The 19,471-nt window shown below is 72.6% G+C and carries 18 protein-coding genes; 14 read left to right on the forward strand and 4 right to left on the reverse strand.

Going from position 1 to position 19,471, the window contains the following annotated elements:
• Nucleotides 1-87: 87 nt before the first annotated feature.
• From FHS39_RS23080 to FHS39_RS23095, 4 genes are all read left to right on the forward strand, one after another.
• Nucleotides 88-495 carry a cell division protein SepF gene (locus tag FHS39_RS23080; RefSeq protein WP_184351358.1) on the forward strand — a complete coding sequence of 136 codons (408 nt, stop codon included), beginning with the start codon at nucleotides 88-90 and terminating at the stop codon, nucleotides 493-495.
• Nucleotides 496-519: 24 nt separating this feature from the next.
• Complete coding sequence (locus FHS39_RS25565; protein ID WP_184351359.1) at nucleotides 520-1,692, forward strand: AAA family ATPase; 1,173 nt, start codon at nucleotides 520-522, stop codon at nucleotides 1,690-1,692.
• Complete coding sequence (locus FHS39_RS25570) at nucleotides 1,689-2,060, forward strand: MazG-like family protein (protein ID WP_184351360.1); 372 nt, start codon at nucleotides 1,689-1,691, stop codon at nucleotides 2,058-2,060. The genes FHS39_RS25565 and FHS39_RS25570 overlap by 4 nt, the downstream gene beginning before the upstream one ends.
• A gap of 119 nt (nucleotides 2,061-2,179) precedes the next feature.
• A complete protein-coding gene (locus FHS39_RS23095; protein WP_184351361.1) occupies nucleotides 2,180-2,638 on the forward strand; it encodes a DUF6099 family protein in 459 nt (152 codons plus the stop codon).
• An 11-nt stretch (nucleotides 2,639-2,649) separates the two neighbouring features.
• Here the strand turns inward: FHS39_RS23095 and FHS39_RS23100 are convergent, their stop codons facing one another.
• The gene (locus FHS39_RS23100) at nucleotides 2,650-2,874 is read right to left on the reverse strand and encodes a hypothetical protein (RefSeq protein ID WP_184351362.1); all 225 of its coding nucleotides are present in this window, start codon (nucleotides 2,872-2,874) and stop codon (nucleotides 2,650-2,652) included.
• A gap of 247 nt (nucleotides 2,875-3,121) precedes the next feature.
• On the opposite strand from FHS39_RS23100, the gene FHS39_RS23105 reads away from it, so the two are divergent.
• From FHS39_RS23105 to FHS39_RS23140, 8 genes are all read left to right on the forward strand, one after another.
• Nucleotides 3,122-4,045 carry an LLM class F420-dependent oxidoreductase gene (locus tag FHS39_RS23105; RefSeq protein WP_184351363.1) on the forward strand — a complete coding sequence of 308 codons (924 nt, stop codon included), beginning with the start codon at nucleotides 3,122-3,124 and terminating at the stop codon, nucleotides 4,043-4,045.
• A 52-nt stretch (nucleotides 4,046-4,097) separates the two neighbouring features.
• Nucleotides 4,098-5,006, forward strand: a complete 909-nt coding sequence (gene mmuM, locus FHS39_RS23110) for a homocysteine S-methyltransferase (protein WP_184351364.1) — start codon at nucleotides 4,098-4,100, stop codon at nucleotides 5,004-5,006.
• Between the two features lie 34 nt (nucleotides 5,007-5,040).
• The gene (locus FHS39_RS23115) at nucleotides 5,041-6,543 is read left to right on the forward strand and encodes a 3' terminal RNA ribose 2'-O-methyltransferase Hen1 (RefSeq protein WP_184351365.1); all 1,503 of its coding nucleotides are present in this window, start codon (nucleotides 5,041-5,043) and stop codon (nucleotides 6,541-6,543) included.
• Nucleotides 6,540-9,122 (forward strand): polynucleotide kinase-phosphatase, encoded by a 2,583-nt coding sequence (locus tag FHS39_RS23120; RefSeq protein WP_184351366.1) that lies wholly within the window; start codon nucleotides 6,540-6,542, stop codon nucleotides 9,120-9,122. Before FHS39_RS23115 ends, FHS39_RS23120 begins: the two co-directional genes overlap by 4 nt.
• Before the next feature lie 87 nt (nucleotides 9,123-9,209).
• Entirely contained in the window at nucleotides 9,210-10,436 is a 1,227-nt protein-coding gene (locus FHS39_RS23125) for an arginine deiminase (RefSeq protein ID WP_184351367.1), read from the forward strand.
• A gap of 91 nt (nucleotides 10,437-10,527) precedes the next feature.
• Nucleotides 10,528-11,529, forward strand: a complete 1,002-nt coding sequence (gene argF / locus FHS39_RS23130; RefSeq protein WP_184351368.1) for an ornithine carbamoyltransferase — start codon at nucleotides 10,528-10,530, stop codon at nucleotides 11,527-11,529.
• A gap of 190 nt (nucleotides 11,530-11,719) precedes the next feature.
• Complete coding sequence (locus FHS39_RS23135) at nucleotides 11,720-12,547, forward strand: enoyl-CoA hydratase family protein (RefSeq protein WP_184351369.1); 828 nt, start codon at nucleotides 11,720-11,722, stop codon at nucleotides 12,545-12,547.
• Nucleotides 12,548-12,549: 2 nt separating this feature from the next.
• Entirely contained in the window at nucleotides 12,550-14,844 is a 2,295-nt protein-coding gene (locus FHS39_RS23140) for a bifunctional salicylyl-CoA 5-hydroxylase/oxidoreductase (protein ID WP_184351475.1), read from the forward strand.
• Between the two features lie 11 nt (nucleotides 14,845-14,855).
• On the opposite strand, the gene FHS39_RS23145 is transcribed toward FHS39_RS23140, so the two are convergent.
• Both FHS39_RS23145 and FHS39_RS23150 read right to left on the reverse strand, forming a co-directional pair.
• Nucleotides 14,856-15,692 carry a PaaX family transcriptional regulator gene (locus FHS39_RS23145; RefSeq protein WP_184351476.1) on the reverse strand — a complete coding sequence of 279 codons (837 nt, stop codon included), beginning with the start codon at nucleotides 15,690-15,692 and terminating at the stop codon, nucleotides 14,856-14,858.
• Nucleotides 15,693-15,699: 7 nt separating this feature from the next.
• Nucleotides 15,700-17,358, reverse strand: coding sequence for an AMP-binding protein (locus FHS39_RS23150; protein ID WP_184351370.1), 1,659 nt, complete (start codon nucleotides 17,356-17,358; stop codon nucleotides 15,700-15,702).
• 139 nt (nucleotides 17,359-17,497) lie between these two features.
• Here FHS39_RS23150 and FHS39_RS23155 point away from each other — a divergent pair, with 139 nt between their 5' ends.
• Together FHS39_RS23155 and FHS39_RS23160 are read left to right on the forward strand one after the other, a co-directional pair.
• The gene (locus FHS39_RS23155) at nucleotides 17,498-18,667 is read left to right on the forward strand and encodes an acyl-CoA dehydrogenase family protein (protein ID WP_184351371.1); all 1,170 of its coding nucleotides are present in this window, start codon (nucleotides 17,498-17,500) and stop codon (nucleotides 18,665-18,667) included.
• Nucleotides 18,664-19,110 (forward strand): Rid family hydrolase, encoded by a 447-nt coding sequence (locus tag FHS39_RS23160; RefSeq protein WP_184351372.1) that lies wholly within the window; start codon nucleotides 18,664-18,666, stop codon nucleotides 19,108-19,110. Before FHS39_RS23155 ends, FHS39_RS23160 begins: the two co-directional genes overlap by 4 nt.
• A 54-nt stretch (nucleotides 19,111-19,164) precedes the next feature.
• Here FHS39_RS23160 and FHS39_RS23165 read toward each other — a convergent pair whose 3' ends face one another.
• Nucleotides 19,165-19,464: a DUF6355 family natural product biosynthesis protein gene (locus tag FHS39_RS23165; protein WP_184351373.1), complete on the reverse strand. Its 300-nt coding sequence runs from the start codon at nucleotides 19,462-19,464 to the stop codon at nucleotides 19,165-19,167.
• Nucleotides 19,465-19,471 lie beyond the last annotated feature (7 nt).

Below are 19,471 nucleotides of genomic sequence, written 5' to 3' on the forward strand. Positions count from 1 at the left end.
GGCGCGTGTCATTCGGCCTAACGGGTCCGGTTGTCCCTAGAATTGCGGAATGTTCATAGCCAGCACGTTCCCCGGAGGGGTGATCCGGTGAACAGGTCCGAGGCCACCGATACGCAGTGGGAGGGACTGGCCGAGGTCGTCCCGCTGCGTGGCCACCACGCATGGCCGTCATGGCCCGATCACCGGGCCCTGCCCGAAGAGGAGCCGGAGGAGAGCCGACGGCAGCTCGTCGTCCTGCGCGTGCAGATCTTCGCGGATGCCCGCGAGGTCGCCGAGCACCTGATGGCGGGGACCCCGGTACTGCTGGATCTCACCAGCGCCGACACCGACGTCGCCAAGCGCATCCTGGACTTCTCCAGCGGTGTCGTCTTCGGGCTGAGCAGTGGAATGCACCGAGTCGACACCAATGTGTTCCTGCTTGCCCCGGAAGGGACGGAGGTGGCCTCTGGGTACCCCGATCGTAGGAAGAGTGATCAGATGAAACGGTTTGGCTGAGCGGTTGCCCCATACGGTCCGGGTATGGACGCAAGCAGTGCCCGACCGCCCGCCGCCGGTGTCACCCTCCAGCGCCCCACCGTCACCGAACTGCGGCTTTCCTCCTTCAAATCGCACCGCAACGCCAGCTATGCGCTGGGGCCGCTCACGCTCTTCCGGGGCGCGAGCGGGAGCGGCAAGTCCAGTGCCCTCGAGGCCTACCAGACCCTCGCCCGCCTCGCGGGCGGTGACAGCCTCGACGAGGCCCTGACCCCGGTGGCAGGCGGCGCCATTGCCTGCGTACCGCAGAACGCCCGGCCCGACGCACAGGGGCGGCGCGGATTCCGGATCGGCTGCACCGTCGAGGGGCCGGCGGGGCCGGTTCGGCTGGACGTGGCCGTGCAGGCCGAGCCCGAACTGCGCGTCGTCGGCGAGCGGCTGACGGGCTCGGGGCAGACCCTGCTCTCCACGGCGCTGCGCGACCCCGGGCTGCGCCGGGTGGAAGCCGCCTGGCACACGGCGGGGTCCGTCCCCGTCACCCGGGCGCCGCTGCCCGACGACCGGCTCGGCACCGCGCTGCTGCCGCTGCGCGTGGCGGGCAAGACGCCGGGACAGCGCATGGTGCTGGACGCGGCCGAACAGGTCGTGGTCGCGCTGCGCTCGGTGTTCCCCTGTGATCCGCGCCCGGAGCTGATGCGCGCACCGGCCGCCGCGCGCGACGGTCTGCTGCGCGGCGCCTGCGACAACGTTGCCGCGGTGCTCGGGCGCACGCGCAACGAGTGCGCCACACGGCACGCGGCGCTGGTCTCGGCGGCGGAAGCCGGCTGCCGGGGGTCGGTGGAGGGGCTGACCGTCCAGCCGCTGGACGGCGGTTTCGTACGGGCCGTGCTGGCGCGGAGCGCGGGCGGGGCGACCCCGCTGGAGCGGCTGGGCGACGGGGAGCTGCGCTATCTGGCGCTGTGCCTGGTGCTGCTGACGGGGCCCGGGGTGCTGGCGGTTGACCCGGCCGCCGAGGTCCTGCCCGCACGCCAGGTCCTCACGGTGCTGGCGGACGGCTTCGACCGCTGTCTGGACGCGCGGCAGGCGCGGGAGCTGCTGGGGCTGGCGGCGCGGATGTGCGAGCGGGGGCACATCAGGCTGGTGGGGACGGTGCGAGAAGCTGCGGGCGAGGTGGCGGAGGAGGTGGCAGGGGCGTCGATGGTAGACCTGGGGACGTGACTGAAGATCTCAAGGCGCTCCAGCGCCGCCTGGCCGACTTCGCCGCGGCCCGCGACTGGCAGCCGTTCCACACCCCCAAGAACCTGGCCGCGGCGCTCAGCGTCGAGGCGTCCGAACTGGTGGAGATCTTCCAGTGGCTGACGCCCGAGGAGTCGGCGCGGGTGATGGAGAGCCCTGCCACGGCCGGGCGGGTGGAAGACGAGGTCGCGGACGTGCTGGCCTACCTGCTGCAGTTCTGCGAGGTGCTCGGGATCGACCCGCAGGCGGCGCTGTCGGCGAAGATCGACCGGAACGAACGACGGTTTCCGGTAGCCGGCGAGGCGGGCGACAAGAGTACGGATCAAGGTGACCATCACTCTACGGAGTGATTGAGTTATCCACATCGCATTTGGTATCCACAGATTTCTGAATTCCTCTGGCTTTTCCGGCGGTTAATCATCACTCTGGGTAGTGAGAGTGGGCGGACGGAAAAGCATGGGGGACGGTCATGGACGCACTGCGGCTGATCGAGGCCACGAGACGCGCCTTGGTGCAGGCCGGCGAGGTGCCGGACATCGTCGTGGAGGCATGGCAGACACAGGCGCTGGCGGAAGCCGTCGGAGGCCATCTCGCCCTCCACGGCCCCTTCGAGGCCCGGGCCGCGGCGGGCGGGCTCAGCGAGGCAGGGTGCAGGGCCTCCGGCGCGCTGCGGCAGGCCGCGCTGCGCACCGGAGGGTTACGGGCGGTACAGCTCACCGAAGTCCGCGATCCATGGGCGGCCTTGACGGCCCTCGGCGAGCTGCTGGGCGAGGTGGGGATAGCCCTGGTGGGCGTGGCCTGCGCCTGCGAGGAGGACGCCGTCTACTGGCAGTGCATCGAGGCGATCGATGCCGCCGACGAGACGAGCGACCGCGTCGGCGGGCTGCTGAGACGGCTGGCCCTGCGGGAGCGGGGAGGTGCCGCATGAAGGGAAGCGGATCAGTCGGTGCTCTCCCCGGGCCGGGGCGCGGAGTGCTCGTCGGAGTCGTCCGGCCGGGGCATCGGACGGTCGGCCGCCTGGAGATCGGCGTCGAGCTGCGACAGATCGGCGTTGAGTGCTGCCATCAGCTCCTCCATCTGCTGCAGCAGGCCCTTGGGGGCGCCCTCTTGCTGGGAAGCGGCCTGGGCGGGCGTCGCCTCGTCGGGCGCGGCTCCCTGGGTCATGGTGGCCTCCTAGGCCCTCGCCCGTCCGGTGCGGGCGGGCGGTGTTGCGGTCGTCGCTTCCGGCAGCGGACACCGGTGCGCGGGCCGGGCGGTCCGGCTCCGCCCGAGCCAACGATCACCGAAGGCGCCGGACACTGGCCGATAGCCCGTCCGCCGAAGGCCGCAGGGGAATTTCACCCGGGCGGGGTGAGCGCGGCGGCGCGGGGCGTGGTCGGTTGACGTGTGTTCGAGAGTGCAGGATGGAGGTATGGACCTGCGCATCTTCACCGAGCCCCAGCAAGGGGCGGGCTATGACACTCTGCTGACGGTCGCCAAGGCCACCGAAGAGCTGGGCTTCGACGCCTTCTTCCGCTCCGACCACTATCTGGCCATGGGGTCGGCAGACGGCCTGCCCGGGCCGACGGATGCCTGGATCACTCTGGCCGGGCTGGCCCGGGAGACCAAGCGCATCCGGCTCGGCACGCTGATGACCGCCGCGACGTTCCGGCTGCCCGGTGTCCTCGCCATCCAGGTGGCGCAGGTCGACCAGATGTCCGGTGGCCGGGTCGAGCTGGGGCTGGGCGCGGGCTGGTTCGCGGAGGAGCACCGGGCGTACGGCATCCCGTTCCCCAAGGCGAAGTTCGGGCGCCTGGAGGAGCAGCTCGCGATCGTCACCGGGCTGTGGGCGACCGAGGTCGGCAAGACCTTCGATTTCGACGGCACGCACTACCAGCTTGCCGACTGCCCGGCGCTGCCCAAGCCCGCCCAGAAGAAGGTGCCGGTGCTGATCGGCGGTCACGGTGCCACCCGCACACCGAGGCTGGCCGCCCAGTACGCCGACGAGTTCAACATCCCCTTCGCTTCCGTCGAGGACAGCGAGCGGCAGTTCGGCCGGGTGCGGGCCGCGGCCGAGGCGGCCGGGCGCCAGGAGGGCGGCCTGGTGTATTCCAACGCCCTCGTCGTCTGCGTCGGCAAGAGCGACGCCGAAGTGGCGCGGCGCGCGCAGGCCATCGGCCGGGAGGTGGACGAGCTCAAGGAGAACGGCCTGGCGGGCTCGCCCGCCGAGGTCGTGGAGAAGATCGGCCGGTATGCCGCGATCGGCTCGTCCAGGATCTACCTCCAGATCCTGGACCTGGACGACCTCGACCACCTGGAGCTGATCTCCTCGCAGGTGCAGTCACAGCTGGGCTGACCGGCCCGCAAGAGGGAGGATGAGAAGGGGAAGCGAGAAGGAGAAAGCCGAGATGTCCGCGCCCACCACACCGCTTGCCGTCGCGCTCGCCCGAGGGCCGCTGGTCCTGGACGGGGGACTGTCCAATCAGCTGGCGGCACAGGGCTGCGACCTGTCCGACGACCTGTGGTCGGCCCGGCTGCTGGCCGACGACCCGGGGCAGATCGAACAGGCCCATGCCGCCTATGTGGAGGCGGGGGCGCGGGTGCTCATCACCGCCAGCTATCAGGCGACCTTCGAAGGGTTCGCCCGCCGGGGGCTGGGGCGCGAGGAGACGGCGGCGCTGCTGCGGCGCAGCGTGGAGCTGGCCCGCCGGGCGGCCGGGCGGGCCGAGCGGGAGATGTGGGTCGCGGCGTCCGTCGGCCCGTACGGGGCGATGCTCGCCGACGGCAGCGAATACCGCGGGCGGTACGGGCTGAGCGTGGCGGAGCTGGAGCGCTTCCACCGGCCCCGGATCGAGACGCTGGCGCAGGCCGGGCCGGACGTGCTCGCGCTGGAAACCGTGCCGGACATGGACGAGGCCCGGGCACTGCTGCGCGCGGTGCGGGGGTGCGGGGTGCCCGTGTGGCTGACGTACAGCATCGCGGGGGAGCACACCCGGGCGGGGCAGCCGCTGGCGGAGGCGTTCGCACTCGCCGCGGGCGACGACCAGGTCGTCGCGGTGGGCGTCAACTGTTGTGCGCCCGGGGACGCAGACCGGGCTGTGACGCAGGCGGCCCGTATCACCGGGAAGCCGGTGGTGCTCTATCCGAACAGCGGGGAGGGATGGGATGAGCAGACAAGAAGCTGGCGGGGCGGTTCCACCTTCGAACCCGAGCGGGTCGCCGGCTGGCAGGCGGCCGGGGCGCGGCTCATCGGCGGCTGCTGCCGCGTGGGGCCGGACCGGATCGCCGCCCTGGCCGCACACCTGGAAAACCGATAGGAAGCGGTACAGCCCGGCGGGGATAATCGGCCGTGTGTTCCTGACGATCAGTACCACCGGCACATCCGGGCGCCCCGCGACCGACCTCGGCTTCCTGCTGCACAAACATCCCGACAAGGCACAGCAGTTCTCCACCTCCCACGGCACCGCGCACGTCTTCTACCCCGAAGCGGGCGAGGAGCGCTGCACGGCGGCGCTGCTGCTGGAGGTCGATCCGGTAGCGCTCATCAGGCGCGGCAAGGGCAAGGGCCGCGGCGGCGCCCCCGACTCGGCCCTCGCCCAGTACGTCAACGACCGCCCGTACGCCGCCTCTTCGCTGCTGGCCGTGGCCATCGGCAGCGTCTTCTCCAGCGCCGTCAAGGGCCAGTGCACCGCCCGGCCCGAGCTGACGGGCGAGCGGCGGCCGTTGCGCATCGAGGTGCCCGCGCTGCCCGCGCGGGGCGGCGCCGAGCTGGTGGAGCGGCTCTTCGCCCCGATGGGCTGGGCAGTGACAGCAGAGCCGGTGGCCCTGGACGAGCGGTTCCCCGAGTGGGGCGACTCGCGGTACGTGTCCCTGGTACTGGAGGGCGAGTCCACCCTGAGGGATGCGCTGCGGCAGCTGTATGTGCTGCTGCCGGTCCTCGACGACGCCAAGCACTACTGGGTGGCGCCCGACGAGGTGGAGAAGCTGCTGCGCTTCGGCGAGGGCTGGCTGGAGGGCCACCCGGAGCAGCGCCTGATCACCAACCGCTACCTCGCCCGCCGCTGGGGGCTCACCCGCGACGCCCTCGAGCGCCTGGCCCTCGCCCGCCTCGCCGAGGCGGACGACACCGAGGCGGAGCAGCTCGACAACGCGGTCGACGAGCAGGCGGACACCGAGGACAAGCCCGTGCCGCTGGCCGTCCAGAGGCGCGAAGCCATCCTCGGCGCGCTGCGCGCGGCCAAGGCGGCCCGCGTGCTCGACCTGGGCTGCGGCCAGGGACAGTTGGTGGGGGAGCTGCTCAAGGACCAGCGCTTCACCGAGATCGTCGGCCTCGACGTGTCCATGCGCGCGCTCAAGGAAGCCTCGCGCAGGCTGCGCCTGGACCGGATGACCGAGCGGCAGCTGGCGCGCCTGCAGCTCCTGCAGGGCTCCCTGGCCTACACCGACCGGCGCCTGACCGGATATGAGGCGGCCGTGCTCAGCGAGGTCATCGAGCACGTCGACCCGCCCCGGCTGCCCGCCCTGGAGTACGCGGTGTTCGGCGCGGCCCGGCCCGCGACGGTCGTCGTCACCACACCCAACGTGGAGTACAACGTGCGCTGGGAAACCCTGCCCGCCGGGCGGGTGCGCCATGCCGACCACCGCTTCGAGTGGACCCGCGAAGAGTTCCGCGCCTGGGCCCGCACCGTCGGCGAACGGCACGGATACGACACGGAGTTCATGCCCGTCGGACCCGACGACCCCGAGGTGGGGCCGCCCACCCAGATGGCTGTCTTCTGCAAGCGCGACCGCAACGAGCCCCCGAAGAGCGAGCCCCCGAAACACGAGACCCCGAAGGAGGTGAAGGCCGCATGACCACCAACGCCACCACACTGGCCGTGCCCGACCTCTGCCTCGTGGTGCTCGTCGGCGCCACCGGATCCGGCAAGTCCACCTTCGCCGCACGGCACTTCAAGCCCACCGAGACCATCTCATCCGACTTCTGCCGGGGCCTGGTGAGCGACGACGAGAACGACCAGAGTGCCAGCAAGGAAGCCTTCGAGGTCCTGCACTACATCGTCGGCAAGCGGCTCGAAGCCGGGCGGCTGACCGTCGTGGACGCCACCAACGTCCAGCCCGAGGCCCGCAAACAGCTGGTGCACATCGCGCGCGAGCACGACGTCCTGCCCGTCGCCGTCGTCCTCGACGTTCCCGAGGACGTCTGCGCCGAGCGCAACGCCTCCCGCCCCGACCGCGCCGCGCTGTCGCGCCGCGTCATCCAGCGCCACCAGCGCGAGCTGCGCCGCTCGCTGCGCCACCTGGAGCGGGAGGGCTTCCGCAAGGTGCACCACCTGCGGGGCGTGGCCCAGGTGGAGTCGGCCGAGATCGTGCGCGAGCGCCGCTTCAACGACCTCCGCCACCTGACCGGCCCGTTCGACATCGTCGGCGACATCCACGGCTGCCGCTCGGAGCTGGAGAGCCTGCTGACCCGGCTCGGGTACGCCCTCCAGCGCGACGAGGCGGGCCGTCCCGTGGACGCGGCGCACCCCGAGGGGCGCACCGCCGTCTTCGTCGGAGACCTCGTCGACCGCGGCCCCGACAGCCCGGGCGTGCTGCGCCTGGTGATGGGCATGGTCGCCGCCGGGCACGCCCTGTGCGTCCCCGGCAACCACGAGAACAAGCTCGGCCGCTACCTCAAGGGCCGCCAGGTCAACGTGGCCCACGGCCTGGCCGAGACCGTCGAGCAGCTGGAGCGCGAGGACGCGGCCTTCCATGAGAAGACGCGGGAGTTCATCGATTCGCTCGTCAGCCACTACGTCCTCGACGGCGGCGCACTGGTGGTCTGCCATGCGGGGCTGCCCGAGAAATACCACGGTCGCACCTCCGGCCGGGTCCGCTCGCACGCGCTGTACGGGGACAGCACGGGGGAGACCGACGAGTTCGGCCTGCCGGTGCGCTATCCGTGGGCGGAGGACTACCGCGGCCGGGCCGCCGTCGTCTACGGCCACACCCCCACCCCGGTGGCTACCTGGCTGAACAACACCATCTGCCTCGACACCGGCGCCGTCTTCGGCGGCAAGCTGACCGCGCTGCGCTGGCCCGAGCGGGAGCTGGTGGACGTGGCGGCGGAGCAGGTCTGGTACGAGCCGGCGAAGCCGCTGGTGTCCGAGGCCCCGGGCGGCGCCGAGGGCCGTCCCCTCGACCTCTCCGACGTCACCGGCCGCCGCGTCGTGGAGACCCGGCACCTGGGCAATGTGGCGGTGAAGGAGGAGAACGCCGCGGCGGCCCTGGAGGTCATGAGCCGGTTCGCGAGCGACCCCCGGCAGCTGGTGTACCTGCCGCCGACCATGTCCCCCTGTGCCACCTCCAAGGAGGACGGCTATCTGGAGCACCCCAAGGAGGCCTTCGCCGCCTACCGCGCCGAGGGCGTGGCCCGGGTGATCTGCGAGGAGAAGCACATGGGCTCCCGCGTCGTGGCCCTGGTCTGCCGCGACGGGGAGGTGGCGCGCGAGCGCTTCGGGGTGCCGGACGGCGTGCCGGGTGCGCTCTACACCCGTACCGGGCGCCCGTTCTTCGACGACGCCGGCCTGACCCGCGGCGTGCTGCACCGGCTGGGCCTCGGCATTGAGGGCACGGGTCTGTGGGAGCAGCTGGACACCGACTGGCTGCTGCTCGACGCCGAGCTGATGCCCTGGTCGCTCAAGGCCGCGGGCTTGCTGCGCCACCAGTACGCATCGGTGGGCGCCGCCGCCCGCACCGTCTTCCCCGGCGCGCTCGCGGCGCTGGAGTCGGCGGCCGCGCGCGGCGTGGAGGTCTCCGCCCTGCTCGACCGCCAGCGCGAGCGCGCCACCGACGCCGCGGCCTTCACCGAGGCGTACGGGCGCTACTGCTGGCCGGCCGGTGACCGGGGCGAGGACGGGCTGGACGGCATCCGGCTGGCCCCCTTCCAGCTGCTGGCCGCCGAGGGCCGCAACCTCGCCCTGCTCCCGCACGACGAGCAGCTGGCGATGGTCGACCGCATGGTCGGGGAGGAGGGCGGCCGACTGCTGGCCCCCACCCGCCGACTGGTGGTCGACACCGGGGACGAGGCGTCCGTTGCCGAGGGCATCCGGTGGTGGCTGGAGCTGACCGCCGCCGGCGGCGAGGGCATGGTCGTCAAGCCGCTCGGGGCCCATGTGCGCGGGGAGGGCGGCAAGCTCGTCCAGCCCGGCGTGAAGTGCCGGGGCCGGGAGTACCTGCGGATCATCTACGGCCCGGAGTACACCCGCCCGGAGAACCTGGCCAAGCTCCGGATACGCCACCTCGGGCACAAGCGCTCCCTCGCCCTGCGCGAGTACGCGCTCGGCCTGGAGGCGCTGGACCGGCTGGCGGCGGGCGAGCCGCTGTGGCGGGTCCACGAGGCGGTCTTCGGGGTCCTCGCCCTGGAGTCCGAGCCCGTCGACCCCCGCCTCTAGGCGCCGGCCCGGCGGCGCGCGGCACGCGGCGGCACTCCGTGCCCCGCGTGCCGCGTGATCACGGCGCGATCAGGTCAGGATGGAGAGATGGGATTCCATGTCGATTCCGAGGCCGGGCGGCTGCGCCGCGTCATCCTGCACCGCCCCGACCTGGAGCTGAAGCGGCTCACCCCGTCCAACAAGGACGCCCTCCTCTTCGACGACGTGCTCTGGGTCCGCCGGGCCCGCGCCGAGCACGACGGATTCGCGGATGTGCTCCGCGAGCGCGGCGTCGAGGTGCACTTCTTCCAGGACCTGCTGGCGGAGAGCATGAGCGTGCCCGAGGCCCGCGCCCTGGTGCTGGACCGGGTCTTCGACGAGAAGGAGTACGGCCCGCTGGCCACCGACCACCTGCGGGCCGCCTTCGATGCCATGCCCGCCGCCGAGCTGACGTCCTGGCTGGTCGGCGGCATGACCAAGCGGGAGTTCCTGGCGCGGCACGCGGAGCCCGTCTCCGTGCGCTTCCACGTCATGGAGCGGGACGACTTCCTGATCAACCCCCTGCCCAACCACCTCTTCACCCGGGACACCTCGGCCTGGATCTACGACGGGGTGTGCATCAACGCCATGCGCTGGCCCGCCCGTTGGCACGAGACCGTGCACTACGAGGCGGTCTACCGCCACCACCCGCTCTTCGCGCCGGGTGGCTTCCACGTCTGGTCCGAGGGGCAGGCGGCCTACCCGTCCACGATCGAGGGCGGCGACGTCCTGGTCATCGGCGAGGGCGCGGTGCTGATCGGCATGAGCGAGCGGACGACCCCGCAGGCGGTGGAGATGCTGGCCCGAGGGCTCTTCGCCGCCGGTTCGGCCCGTACGATCGTGGCGCTCGACATGCCCAAGCGGCGGGCGTTCATGCACCTGGACACCGTGATGACCATGGTGGACGGAGATACGTTCACTCAGTACGCGGGGCTGGGCATGCTGCGCTCGTACACGATCGAGCCGGGGGTCGGGGAGCGGGAGCTCAAGGTCACCGACCATCCGCCGGAGCACATGCACCGCGCCATCGCCGCCGCGCTGGGCCTCGACTCCCTGCGGGTGCTCACCGCACGCCAGGACGTGCACGCGGCCGAGCGCGAGCAGTGGGACGACGGCTGCAACGTCCTGGCGATAGAACCGGGCGTGGTCGTCGCCTACGAGCGCAACGCCACGACCAACACGTTCCTGCGCAAGCACGGCATCGAGGTCATCACCATCCCGGGCAGCGAACTGGGCCGGGGCCGGGGCGGCCCGCGCTGTATGAGCTGCCCGGTGGAGCGGGAGGCCGTGCGGTGACCGACCCCGACCCTACTGCATACTGATGCGGTACGTCGTATATAGTTCCGATTTTCCGTGCAGCGCCGAACGCCGACCTAGGAGCCCACCCATGGCGACAGACCTCAAGGGCCGCCACTTTCTCAAGGAGACGGACCTCACCGCCGAGGAGTTCCACAGCCTCGTCGAACTCGCCGCCGAGCTGAAGGCCGCCAAGGCCGCGGGCACCGAGGAGCACCGGCTGACGGGCCGCAACGTCGCGCTCGTCTTCGAGAAGACCTCCACCCGCACCCGCTGCGCCTTCGAGGTCGCCGCCGCGGACCAGGGGGCCCGCACCACCTACCTCGACCCCGCCGGTTCGCAGATCGGCCACAAGGAGTCGGTCAAGGACACCGCGCGGGTGCTCGGCCGGATGTTCGACGCGATCCAGTACCGGGGGCACGGCCAGCACGTCGTCGAGGAGCTCGCCGCCTACGCGGGCGTGCCCGTCTACAACGGCCTGACCGACGAATGGCACCCCACCCAGATGCTCGCCGACGTGCTCACCATGACCGAGCACACGGCCAAGCCGCTGGAGCACGTCGTCTTCGCCTACCTCGGCGACGCCCGCTACAACATGGGCAACTCCTACCTGATCACCGGCGCCCTGCTGGGCATGGACGTGCGCATCGTGGCCCCCGAGGCGCTCTGGCCGTCCCCGGACGTCATCGCGCGCGCCCGGCAGCTCGCCGAGCACAGCGGCGCCCGCATCACGCTCACCGAGGACGTCGCCGAAGGCGTGCAGGGCGCGGACTTCATCGCCACCGACGTCTGGGTGTCCATGGGCGAGCCCAAGGAGGCATGGGACGCGCGGATCGCCCTGCTCGCCCCGTACGCGGTCACCATGGACGTGCTGCGCGCGACCGACAACCCCGCGGTGAAGTTCCTGCACTGCCTGCCCGCCTTCCACGACCTGGGTACCTCGGTCGGCCGCGAGATCTACGAGCGCCACGGGCTGACCTCGCTGGAGGTGACCAACGAGGTCTTCGAGTCCCTGCACTCCGTCGTCTTCGACGAGGCCGAGAACCGGATGCACACCATCAAGGCCGTGATGGTGGCGACGCTGGCCGACTGAGGAAGCCGAGGTACGCGCCCGGACCGAGGGGGCGGCGGGGCTCCGGCCCGGCCGCCCCTTCGCCGTGCCGGTGCGTCCTTTCTCCGGCTCTTCCTTATCGCGCACTCGTGACGACAGTCACAGAGCGGTGATAGCTTCGCGGGGCAGGCACCAGCCCGGACCAGCTCCCGGCAGAAGGAGGCCGTGCTTCATGAGTCCGTTCATCGGCTCCGCGTCCCGCACCGAGGCCTGGCGGCACTTACGCCTGACCCTCGACGACGGTGTCGCCACCATCACCCTCTCCCGCCCCGCCAAACTCAACGCCCTCACCTTCGGCGCCTACGCCGACCTGCGCGACCTCCTCCCCGAGCTCGCCCGCGACGGATCCGTACGGGCCCTCGTGCTCGGCGGGGCAGGCCGCGGCTTCTGCTCCGGAGGCGACGTCGACGACATCATCGGCGCCACCCTCGCCATGGACACCGGCCGCCTGCTCGACTTCAACCGCATGACCGGCCAGGTCGTACGGGCGCTGCGCGAATGCCCGTTCCCGGTGATCGCCGCCCTGCACGGGGTCGCCGCGGGAGCCGGGGCCGTGCTCGCCCTCGCCGCCGACTTCCGCATCGCCGACCCCACCGCGCGCTTCGCCTTCCTCTTCACCCAAGTCGGCCTCTCCGGAGGCGACATGGGCGCCGCCTACCTGCTGCCCCGCGTCGTCGGCCTCGGCCACGCCACCCGGCTGCTGATGCTCGGCGAGCCCGTGAAGGCCGAAGAGGCCGAGCGCATCGGCCTCATCAGCACCCTCACCGAGGAAGGACAGGCGCCCGCCGCCGCACAGGCCCTCGCCCGCCGCCTCGCCGACGGCCCCGCCCTCGCCCACGCCCAGACCAAGGCCCTGCTCACCGCCGAGCTGGACATGCCGCTCTCCGCCGCCATCGAGCTGGACGCCGCAACGCAGGCGCTGCTGATGCACAGCGCCGACTACGCCGAATTCCACGCGGCCTTCACCGCCAAGCGGCGTCCCGCATGGCGGGGGCGCTGACCATGCGCATCGCCGTGATCGGCGGCGGCCCCGGCGGCCTCTACGCCGCCCTGCTCCTCAAACGCCTCGATCCCGACCGTCACATCACCCTCTGGGAGCGCAACGCCCCCGACGACACCTTCGGCTTCGGCGTCGTCCTCTCCGACGAGACCCTCGGCGGCATCGAGAGCGCCGACCCGGAAGTCTACGCCGCCCTGTGCCGGGAGTTCGTGCGCTGGGACGACATCGACATCGTCCGCCGGGGCACCGTACTGCGCTCCGGCGGCCACGGCTTCGCCGCGCTCGGCCGCCACCGGCTCTTGGAGATCCTCCACGAGCGCTGCCGCAGCCTCGGCGTCACCCTGCGGTTCACCACCGAGGCCCCGCCCGCCGCCGAACTCGCCCGCACCCACGACCTGGTCGTCGCCGCCGACGGCGTGCACAGCCGTACGCGCGACGCTCACGCCGACATCTTCCGCCCTATCCTCACCACACACCGCTGCCGCTACATCTGGCTCGCCGCCGACTTCGCCCTCGACGCCTTCCGCTTCGAGATCGCCGAGACCCGCCACGGCGTCATGCAGCTGCACGCCTACCCCTACGCCCGCCCGTCACCCGACCACCACCCCACAACGAGGCCCTCCGGGCCGCACCTTCCCGATGGCGCCAGCACCGTCATCGTCGAAATGCGGGAGGAGGTGTGGCGCGCCGCCGGACTCGACCGGTGCGGCGAACAGGCCTCCATCGACCTGTGCGGCACCGTCTTCGACAGCCTCCTCGGCGGCCGCCGCCTGCGCTCCAACCGCTCCGCGTGGACCGCCTTCCGCACGGTCGTCAACGAGCGCTGGTGCCACGGCAACACCGTCCTGCTCGGCGACGCCGCCCACACCGCCCACTTCTCCATCGGCTCCGGCACCAAACTGGCCGTCGAGGACGCCCTCGCGCTCGCCGCCCGGCTCCAGCACACGCCCTCGGTCCCCGAGGCGCTGGCGGCGTACGAGGCGCAGCGGCGGCCGGCCGTCGAGTCCACCCAGCGCGCCGCCAGGGCCAGCCTCGAATGGTTCGAGGAGCTCGCGGCGCACCGGGACCAGCCGCCGCGCCGGTTCGCCTTCTCCCTCCTCACCCGCAGCCGCCGCGTCACCCACGCCAACCTGTGCCTGCGCGATCCGGCCTTCGTCGCGGCAGTCGAGGCCGAGGCGGGCGTGCCGCCGGGCACGCCCCCGATGTTCACGCCCTTCCGGCTGCGCGGCCTGACCCTGCGCAACCGCGTCGTCGTCTCCCCGATGGACATGTATACGGCGGTCGACGGCACCCCCGGCGACTTCCACCTCGTCCACCTCGGCTCGCGGGCTCTGGGCGGCGCGGCCCTCGTCATGACCGAAATGGTGTGCGTCAGCGCCCGGGGCCGGATCACGCCGGGCTGTACGGGGCTGTACGCGCCCGAGCACGAGCGTGCCTGGCGTCGCATCACCGGCTTCGTCCACGAGCGGGCCCCCGGTACCGCCATCGGCGTCCAGCTGGGCCACTCCGGCCGCAAGGGCTCCACCCGGCTGATGTGGGAGGGTATCGACGAGCCGCTGCCGCACGGCAACTGGCCCCTGGCCGCAGCCTCGCCGCTGCCCTACCGGCCCGGGGTCAACCAGACCCCGCACGCCCTCGACGCCGCCGAAATGGCGGAGATACGCGCGGAGTTCGTCCGCTCGGCCGAGGCCGCCGCCCGCGCCGGCTTCGACCTGCTCGAACTGCACTGTGCCCACGGCTACCTGCTCTCCGGCTTCCTCTCCCCGCTCGCCAACCACCGCACCGACGCCTACGGCGGCTCACTCGCCGGCCGCCTCGCCTACCCCCTGGAGGTCTTCGACGCCGTGCGGGCCGCCTGGCCCGCCGACCGGCCCATGACGGTGCGTATCTCCGCCACGGACTGGGCCCAAGGGGGCACCACGGCCGACGACGCGGTCGTCATGGCGCGGGCCTTCGCCGAGCACGGGGCCGATGCCGTCGACGTGTCCACCGGGCAGGTGGTTCTTCACGAGCGGCCCGCCTACGGCAGGTCGTACCAGGTGCCGTTCGCCGAGCGGATACGGCGCGAGGCGGGCGTGCCGGTCATCGCGGTGGGCGCCATATCGTCGTGGGACGACGTGAACTCCCTGATCCTGGCCGGGCGGACCGACCTGTGCGCGCTCGGACGCCCGCACCTGTACGACCCGCAGTGGACGCTGCACGCGGCCGCCGAGCAGGGCTACACGGGCCCCGGTGCCCCGTGGCCCGTGCAGTACCGCGCGGGCAGCCGCAGACCGCCCACGGGCCGGGGGGTGTGAGAGCGGAGCACCTACGCCGGCGCTGCGCCCACGAACTGTGCCCCCGCGTCCCGCAGCCGCCCGTGCAGCGCCGCGAAGACCCGGGCCGCCCGCCCGCCCGGCCACTCGGCGGGAAGCAGCGAGGCCGGCAGCCCCGGGTCCGCGTACGGCAGCCGCCGCCAGGAGTCCAGCGCCAGCAGGTAGTCGCGGTAGGCGGCCTCCGGCGGCACCGGACGCCGCCGCGCCCAGCGGCGCAGTACGGGCTCGTGGGCGTCCAGGAACGCCCGGTGCTGCGTGGCCAGCGCCTCCAGGTCCCACCAGCGGGCCACCGAAGCGGCGGTGGGCTCGAACCCCAGGTGGCAGCCGCGGAACAGATCGACGTAACGGTCCAGATCCAGCCGTTCCAGCGTGTGCCGGGTCTCCTCGTGTACGTGCGCGGGGGCGATCCACACCCCGGGCGCGGCCGTCCCGAAGCCGAGCCGGGAGAGTCTGGAGCGCAGCAAGTGCCGCTTGTGCCGCTCCTGTTCGGGCACCGAGAAGACGGCCAGCAGCCAGCCTTGGGCGGAACGGGCGGCGGGGCGCCCGTAGATGCGCCGGTCGCCGTCCGCCAGCAGCTCGCGGGCGGCGGACGAGAGCCCGTACCCGGCGGCGCCGTCCGCCGTGCGCCCGGCCACGAGCAGCCCGCGCCGCTTGAGCCGGGAGACGGCGGAGCGCACCGACGGCGAGTCGACGCCCACCGTGCCCAACAGCCGGATCAGGGAGGCGATCGGGACCGGGCCGGCCGGGGCTTCGGCGCTGCCGCGCCCGTAGGCGCCGTAGAAGGTGACGATGAGGGACCGTGGAGTGTGCGGCGGTTGCTGGTCGGTCAGGCGCTGGTCAGTCACGGGGAAACTGTAAAGCGCCTGTGCGCAGCCGGAATCGCTGCAGTTTGCCGGTGGGCGTGCGCGGCAGGGAGTCGAGGAACTCGATCTCGCGAGGGCACTTGTAGGGAACGATCTCCTTTTTGGTGAACTCCCGCAAATGCGCAGCGGTTTCCCCGGTGCGCGGGACGCCGGGCCGCAGGACGACGAAGGCGACGACCGCCGCGCCGCGGTGCGCGTCCGGACGGCCGACGACGGCCGCTTCGAGGACGTCCGGGTGGCGCAGCAGCGCCTCCTCGACCTCGGGGCCCGCGATGTTGAGACCGGCGGAAATGATCATGTCGTCGGCGCGGGCCACGAAGCGCAAGTAGCCGTCCGGTTCGCGGATGTAGGTGTCGCCCGTCAGGTTCCAGCCGTCGCGGACGTAGGCGGCTTGTTGCGCGGGTGCTCCCTGCGCGCCGGTCAGGTAGCGGCAGCCGGTGGGGCCGCGCACGGCCAGCAGGCCGGGTTCGCCGTCGGGTGCGGGGCGGCCGTCGGGGCCGAGGACGCGCGCCTCGTAGCCGGGCACCGGAAGGCCCGTGGCACCGGGGCGGGCGGCGTCGTCGGCCGCGGAGACGAAGATGTGCAGCATTTCGGTGGTGCCGATGCCGTTGATCAGGCGCAGTCCGGTCGCGCCCCGCCAGTCGTGCCAGAGGTCGGCGGGCAGGTGCTCGCCCGCCGAGACGCATCTGCGCAGCGAGGAGGTGTCGTACGAGCCGAGCGGTTCGAGCATGGCGCGGTAGGCCGTGGGGGCGGTGAACAGCACGGTGACGCGGTGGCGTTCGACGTCGGCCAGCAGCTGCTGCGGCCCCTGCCAGTCGGCGAGCAGCGCCGAGGCGCCGGCGCGGAGCGGGAAGACGACCAGACCGCCGAGGCCGAAGGTGAACCCCAGGGGTGGGCTGCCCGCGAAGACGTCGTCGGGGCGCGGGCGCAGGACGTGCGCGGAGAAGGTGTCGGCGACGGCCAGCACGTCCCGGTGGAAGTGCGTGCAGCCCTTGGGTGCTCCGGTGGTGCCGGAGGTGAACGCGATCAGTGCGACGTCGTCGGCGGAGGTGTCCGAGGCCGCATAGGATGCGGGTTTGTTTGCCGAGAGCCGCAGAAGGTCGTCCGCACCGTCGCCGCCGAAACGAGTAATCCGTAAGTGTGGCACCGCAGCGGACACCAGGTCGTCGGCCGATCGGGTGTCACACAGGGCGTGCCGGACGTCGGCCAGGCGGCAGATCGCCGCCAGTTCCTGCGGCCGCTGGGCGGCCAGGACGGTCACGGCCACGCCGCCTGCCTTCATCACCGCCAGCCAGCAGGCCGCGAGATGGGGTGTGGTCGGACCGCGCAGCAGCACCCGGTTGCCTGGCCGCACGCCGAGGTCGTCGGTGAGGGTGTGCGCGATCCGGTCGACGCGGCGGGCGAGTTCGCCGTACGACCACACGGTCCCGTCCCTGTCCCGCAGGGCGGGCCGGTGCGGGCCGAGCCGGGCGATCGTCGCATCCAGCAGCTCCGCACCGCAGTTGAGCCGGTCGGGCGGACGCAGGCCGGGTGGCGCGCCGGGCAGGTCGAAGCGGAGGTCCGGCCACTGCTCGGTGGGCGGGAGGTGGTCCCGCGGGAAAGTGTCGGCATGCGCCGACGGCGAGAGTTCCATCGCGGATGCGCCCCCTCGCGCCGAGGAAGAAGGAGGTGAACGGGGGTCTTGCCAGCGATACGGATCCGCTGTCAGCGTAGCGACTTGGTGACGGCAGTCAACCGAGCGCGATAAGTGTGCTCAGAGGGAGGGCGGTCCGGTGACGACACCGTTCGCACTGGATGCCGGACAGCGCGCCTGGTGCGCCGAGCTGCGCGAGCTGGCGGCGCGACGGCTGCGGCCACTGGCGGACCGGGGCGCGCCCGGCCGCGTCAACCGGCTGCTGATCAGGGAGCTCGCCGAACTCGGCCTGCTGGCAAGGGTCTTGCCGCTTCACAGCTCGGTCGGCGCCATGGACCTGTGCCTGCTGCGGGAGTCGCTGGCCCAGGAGTGTACGGAGGCGGAAACCGCCCTCGCGCTGCAGGCCTTGGGCAGCCACCCCGTGGTGCGGTACGGCACGGACGCGCAGCGTTCGCGATGGCTGCCGGAGGTCGTCGCGGGCCGCGTGGTCGCCGCCTTCGCGCTCAGCGAGCCCGGGGCGGGCTCCGACGCGGCGGCGCTGTCCCTGCGGGCCGAACCGGACGGGGCGGGCTGGCGGCTCACCGGCGACAAGTGCTGGATCTCCAACGCCCCGGAGGCCGACCTCTACACCGTCTTCGCCCGTACCGGCCCGGCGCCCGGCGCCCGCGGCATCACCGCCTTCCTCGTGCCCGCGGACCGTCCAGGCCTCACGGGCCGGCCGCTGGAGATGCTCGCCCCGCACCCGGTCGGCGCGCTCGCCTTCGACGCGGTGCCGGTCGGCCCCGACGACGTCCTCGGCGAGGTCGGCGAGGGCTTCCGGGTGGCGATGGGCACGCTGGACCTGTTCCGGCCGAGCGTGGGTGCCTTCGCCGTGGGCATGGCGCGGGCGGCTCTCGGCGCGGCCGTGGCGCACGCGGGCCGGCGACAGGCGTTCGGCGGGCCGTTGAAGGACTTGCAGGCCGTCTCGCACCGGCTGGCCGACATGGCCACCCGCATCGAGGCCGCCGCCCTGCTCGTCCATGCGGCCGCCGCGGCCTACGACGCGGGCGAGCCCGGCGTGGCGGGACGCTCGGCCATGGCCAAACTCTTCGCCACCGAGACCGCGCAGGAGGTCGTGGACGCCGCCGTCCAGATCCACGGCGCCCGCGCGCTGGAGCGCGGTCACCTCCTGGAACACCTCTACCGGGAGGTGCGTGCGCCCCGGATATACGAGGGGGCGAGCGAGGTACAGCGCACGATCATCGCAAGGGAGTTGTACCGGCGGCATGACGGAGCCGGGAAGCGCGTGAAGGAGGAGCCGTGCCGGTGAACGAGGAGCCGGCCACGCCGGCGGGCCTGGAACGGATCAACCCCGCCGGGCTCTGTCCGCCCACGGGCTTCACCCACGCCGTCACGGCCACCGGCGGCCGCCTGGTCTTCCTCGCCGGCCAGACCGCGCTCGACGCGCACGGCACGCTCGTCGGCGGTGGCCTCCCCGAGCAGTTCGAGCGGGCCCTGGCCAACCTCCTGGCCGCCCTGCGCGCCGCCGGGGGCGGGCCGGAGCACCTGGCACGGATGACCGTCTACGCCACGGACTTGGGCGCCTACCGCGCGCACGCTCCCGAACTCGGCCGGATCTGGCGGGCCCTTGCGTGCCGCGACTACCCGGCCATGGCCGCCGTCGGTGTGGTCCGGCTCTGGGACGAGGAGGCCCTGATCGAACTGGACGGGGTGGCCGTGCTGCCCGAGGACGGTGCGCCGGGTACCGGATAGCCCTCGGCCCCGGGCCGTGCTGCCCGGGGCCGAGGGTGTCTGTGCGCGCGAGGGTCAGCAGCCGGCCGTGGCGTTCCAGACGATGCTCACGTCCGAGGGCGCCGCCCAGACGGTTCTGGGCTCCACGCACTGCTGGCCGCTGATGCCCTCCATGTACTGGTAGTGGACGGTGACGGGGGTGTCGGTGCAGTTGTTCCAGTAGTTGATGTTGTCGGTGCGAGACCAGCCGCACGGCTGGGACGACGCCGCAGCAGCGGGGGTGGAGGCCATCACCGGTGCGGCGGCGGTCATCAGGGCCGCCCCGGCGGCCGCGACGGCGAGAACCTTGGGCAGAACGCGAGTGCTCTTCATCATGTGAGCC

Origin of the sequence: Streptomyces olivoverticillatus, assembly GCF_014203555.1 — a bacterium.
Classification (GTDB): domain Bacteria; phylum Actinomycetota; class Actinomycetes; order Streptomycetales; family Streptomycetaceae; genus Streptomyces; species Streptomyces olivoverticillatus.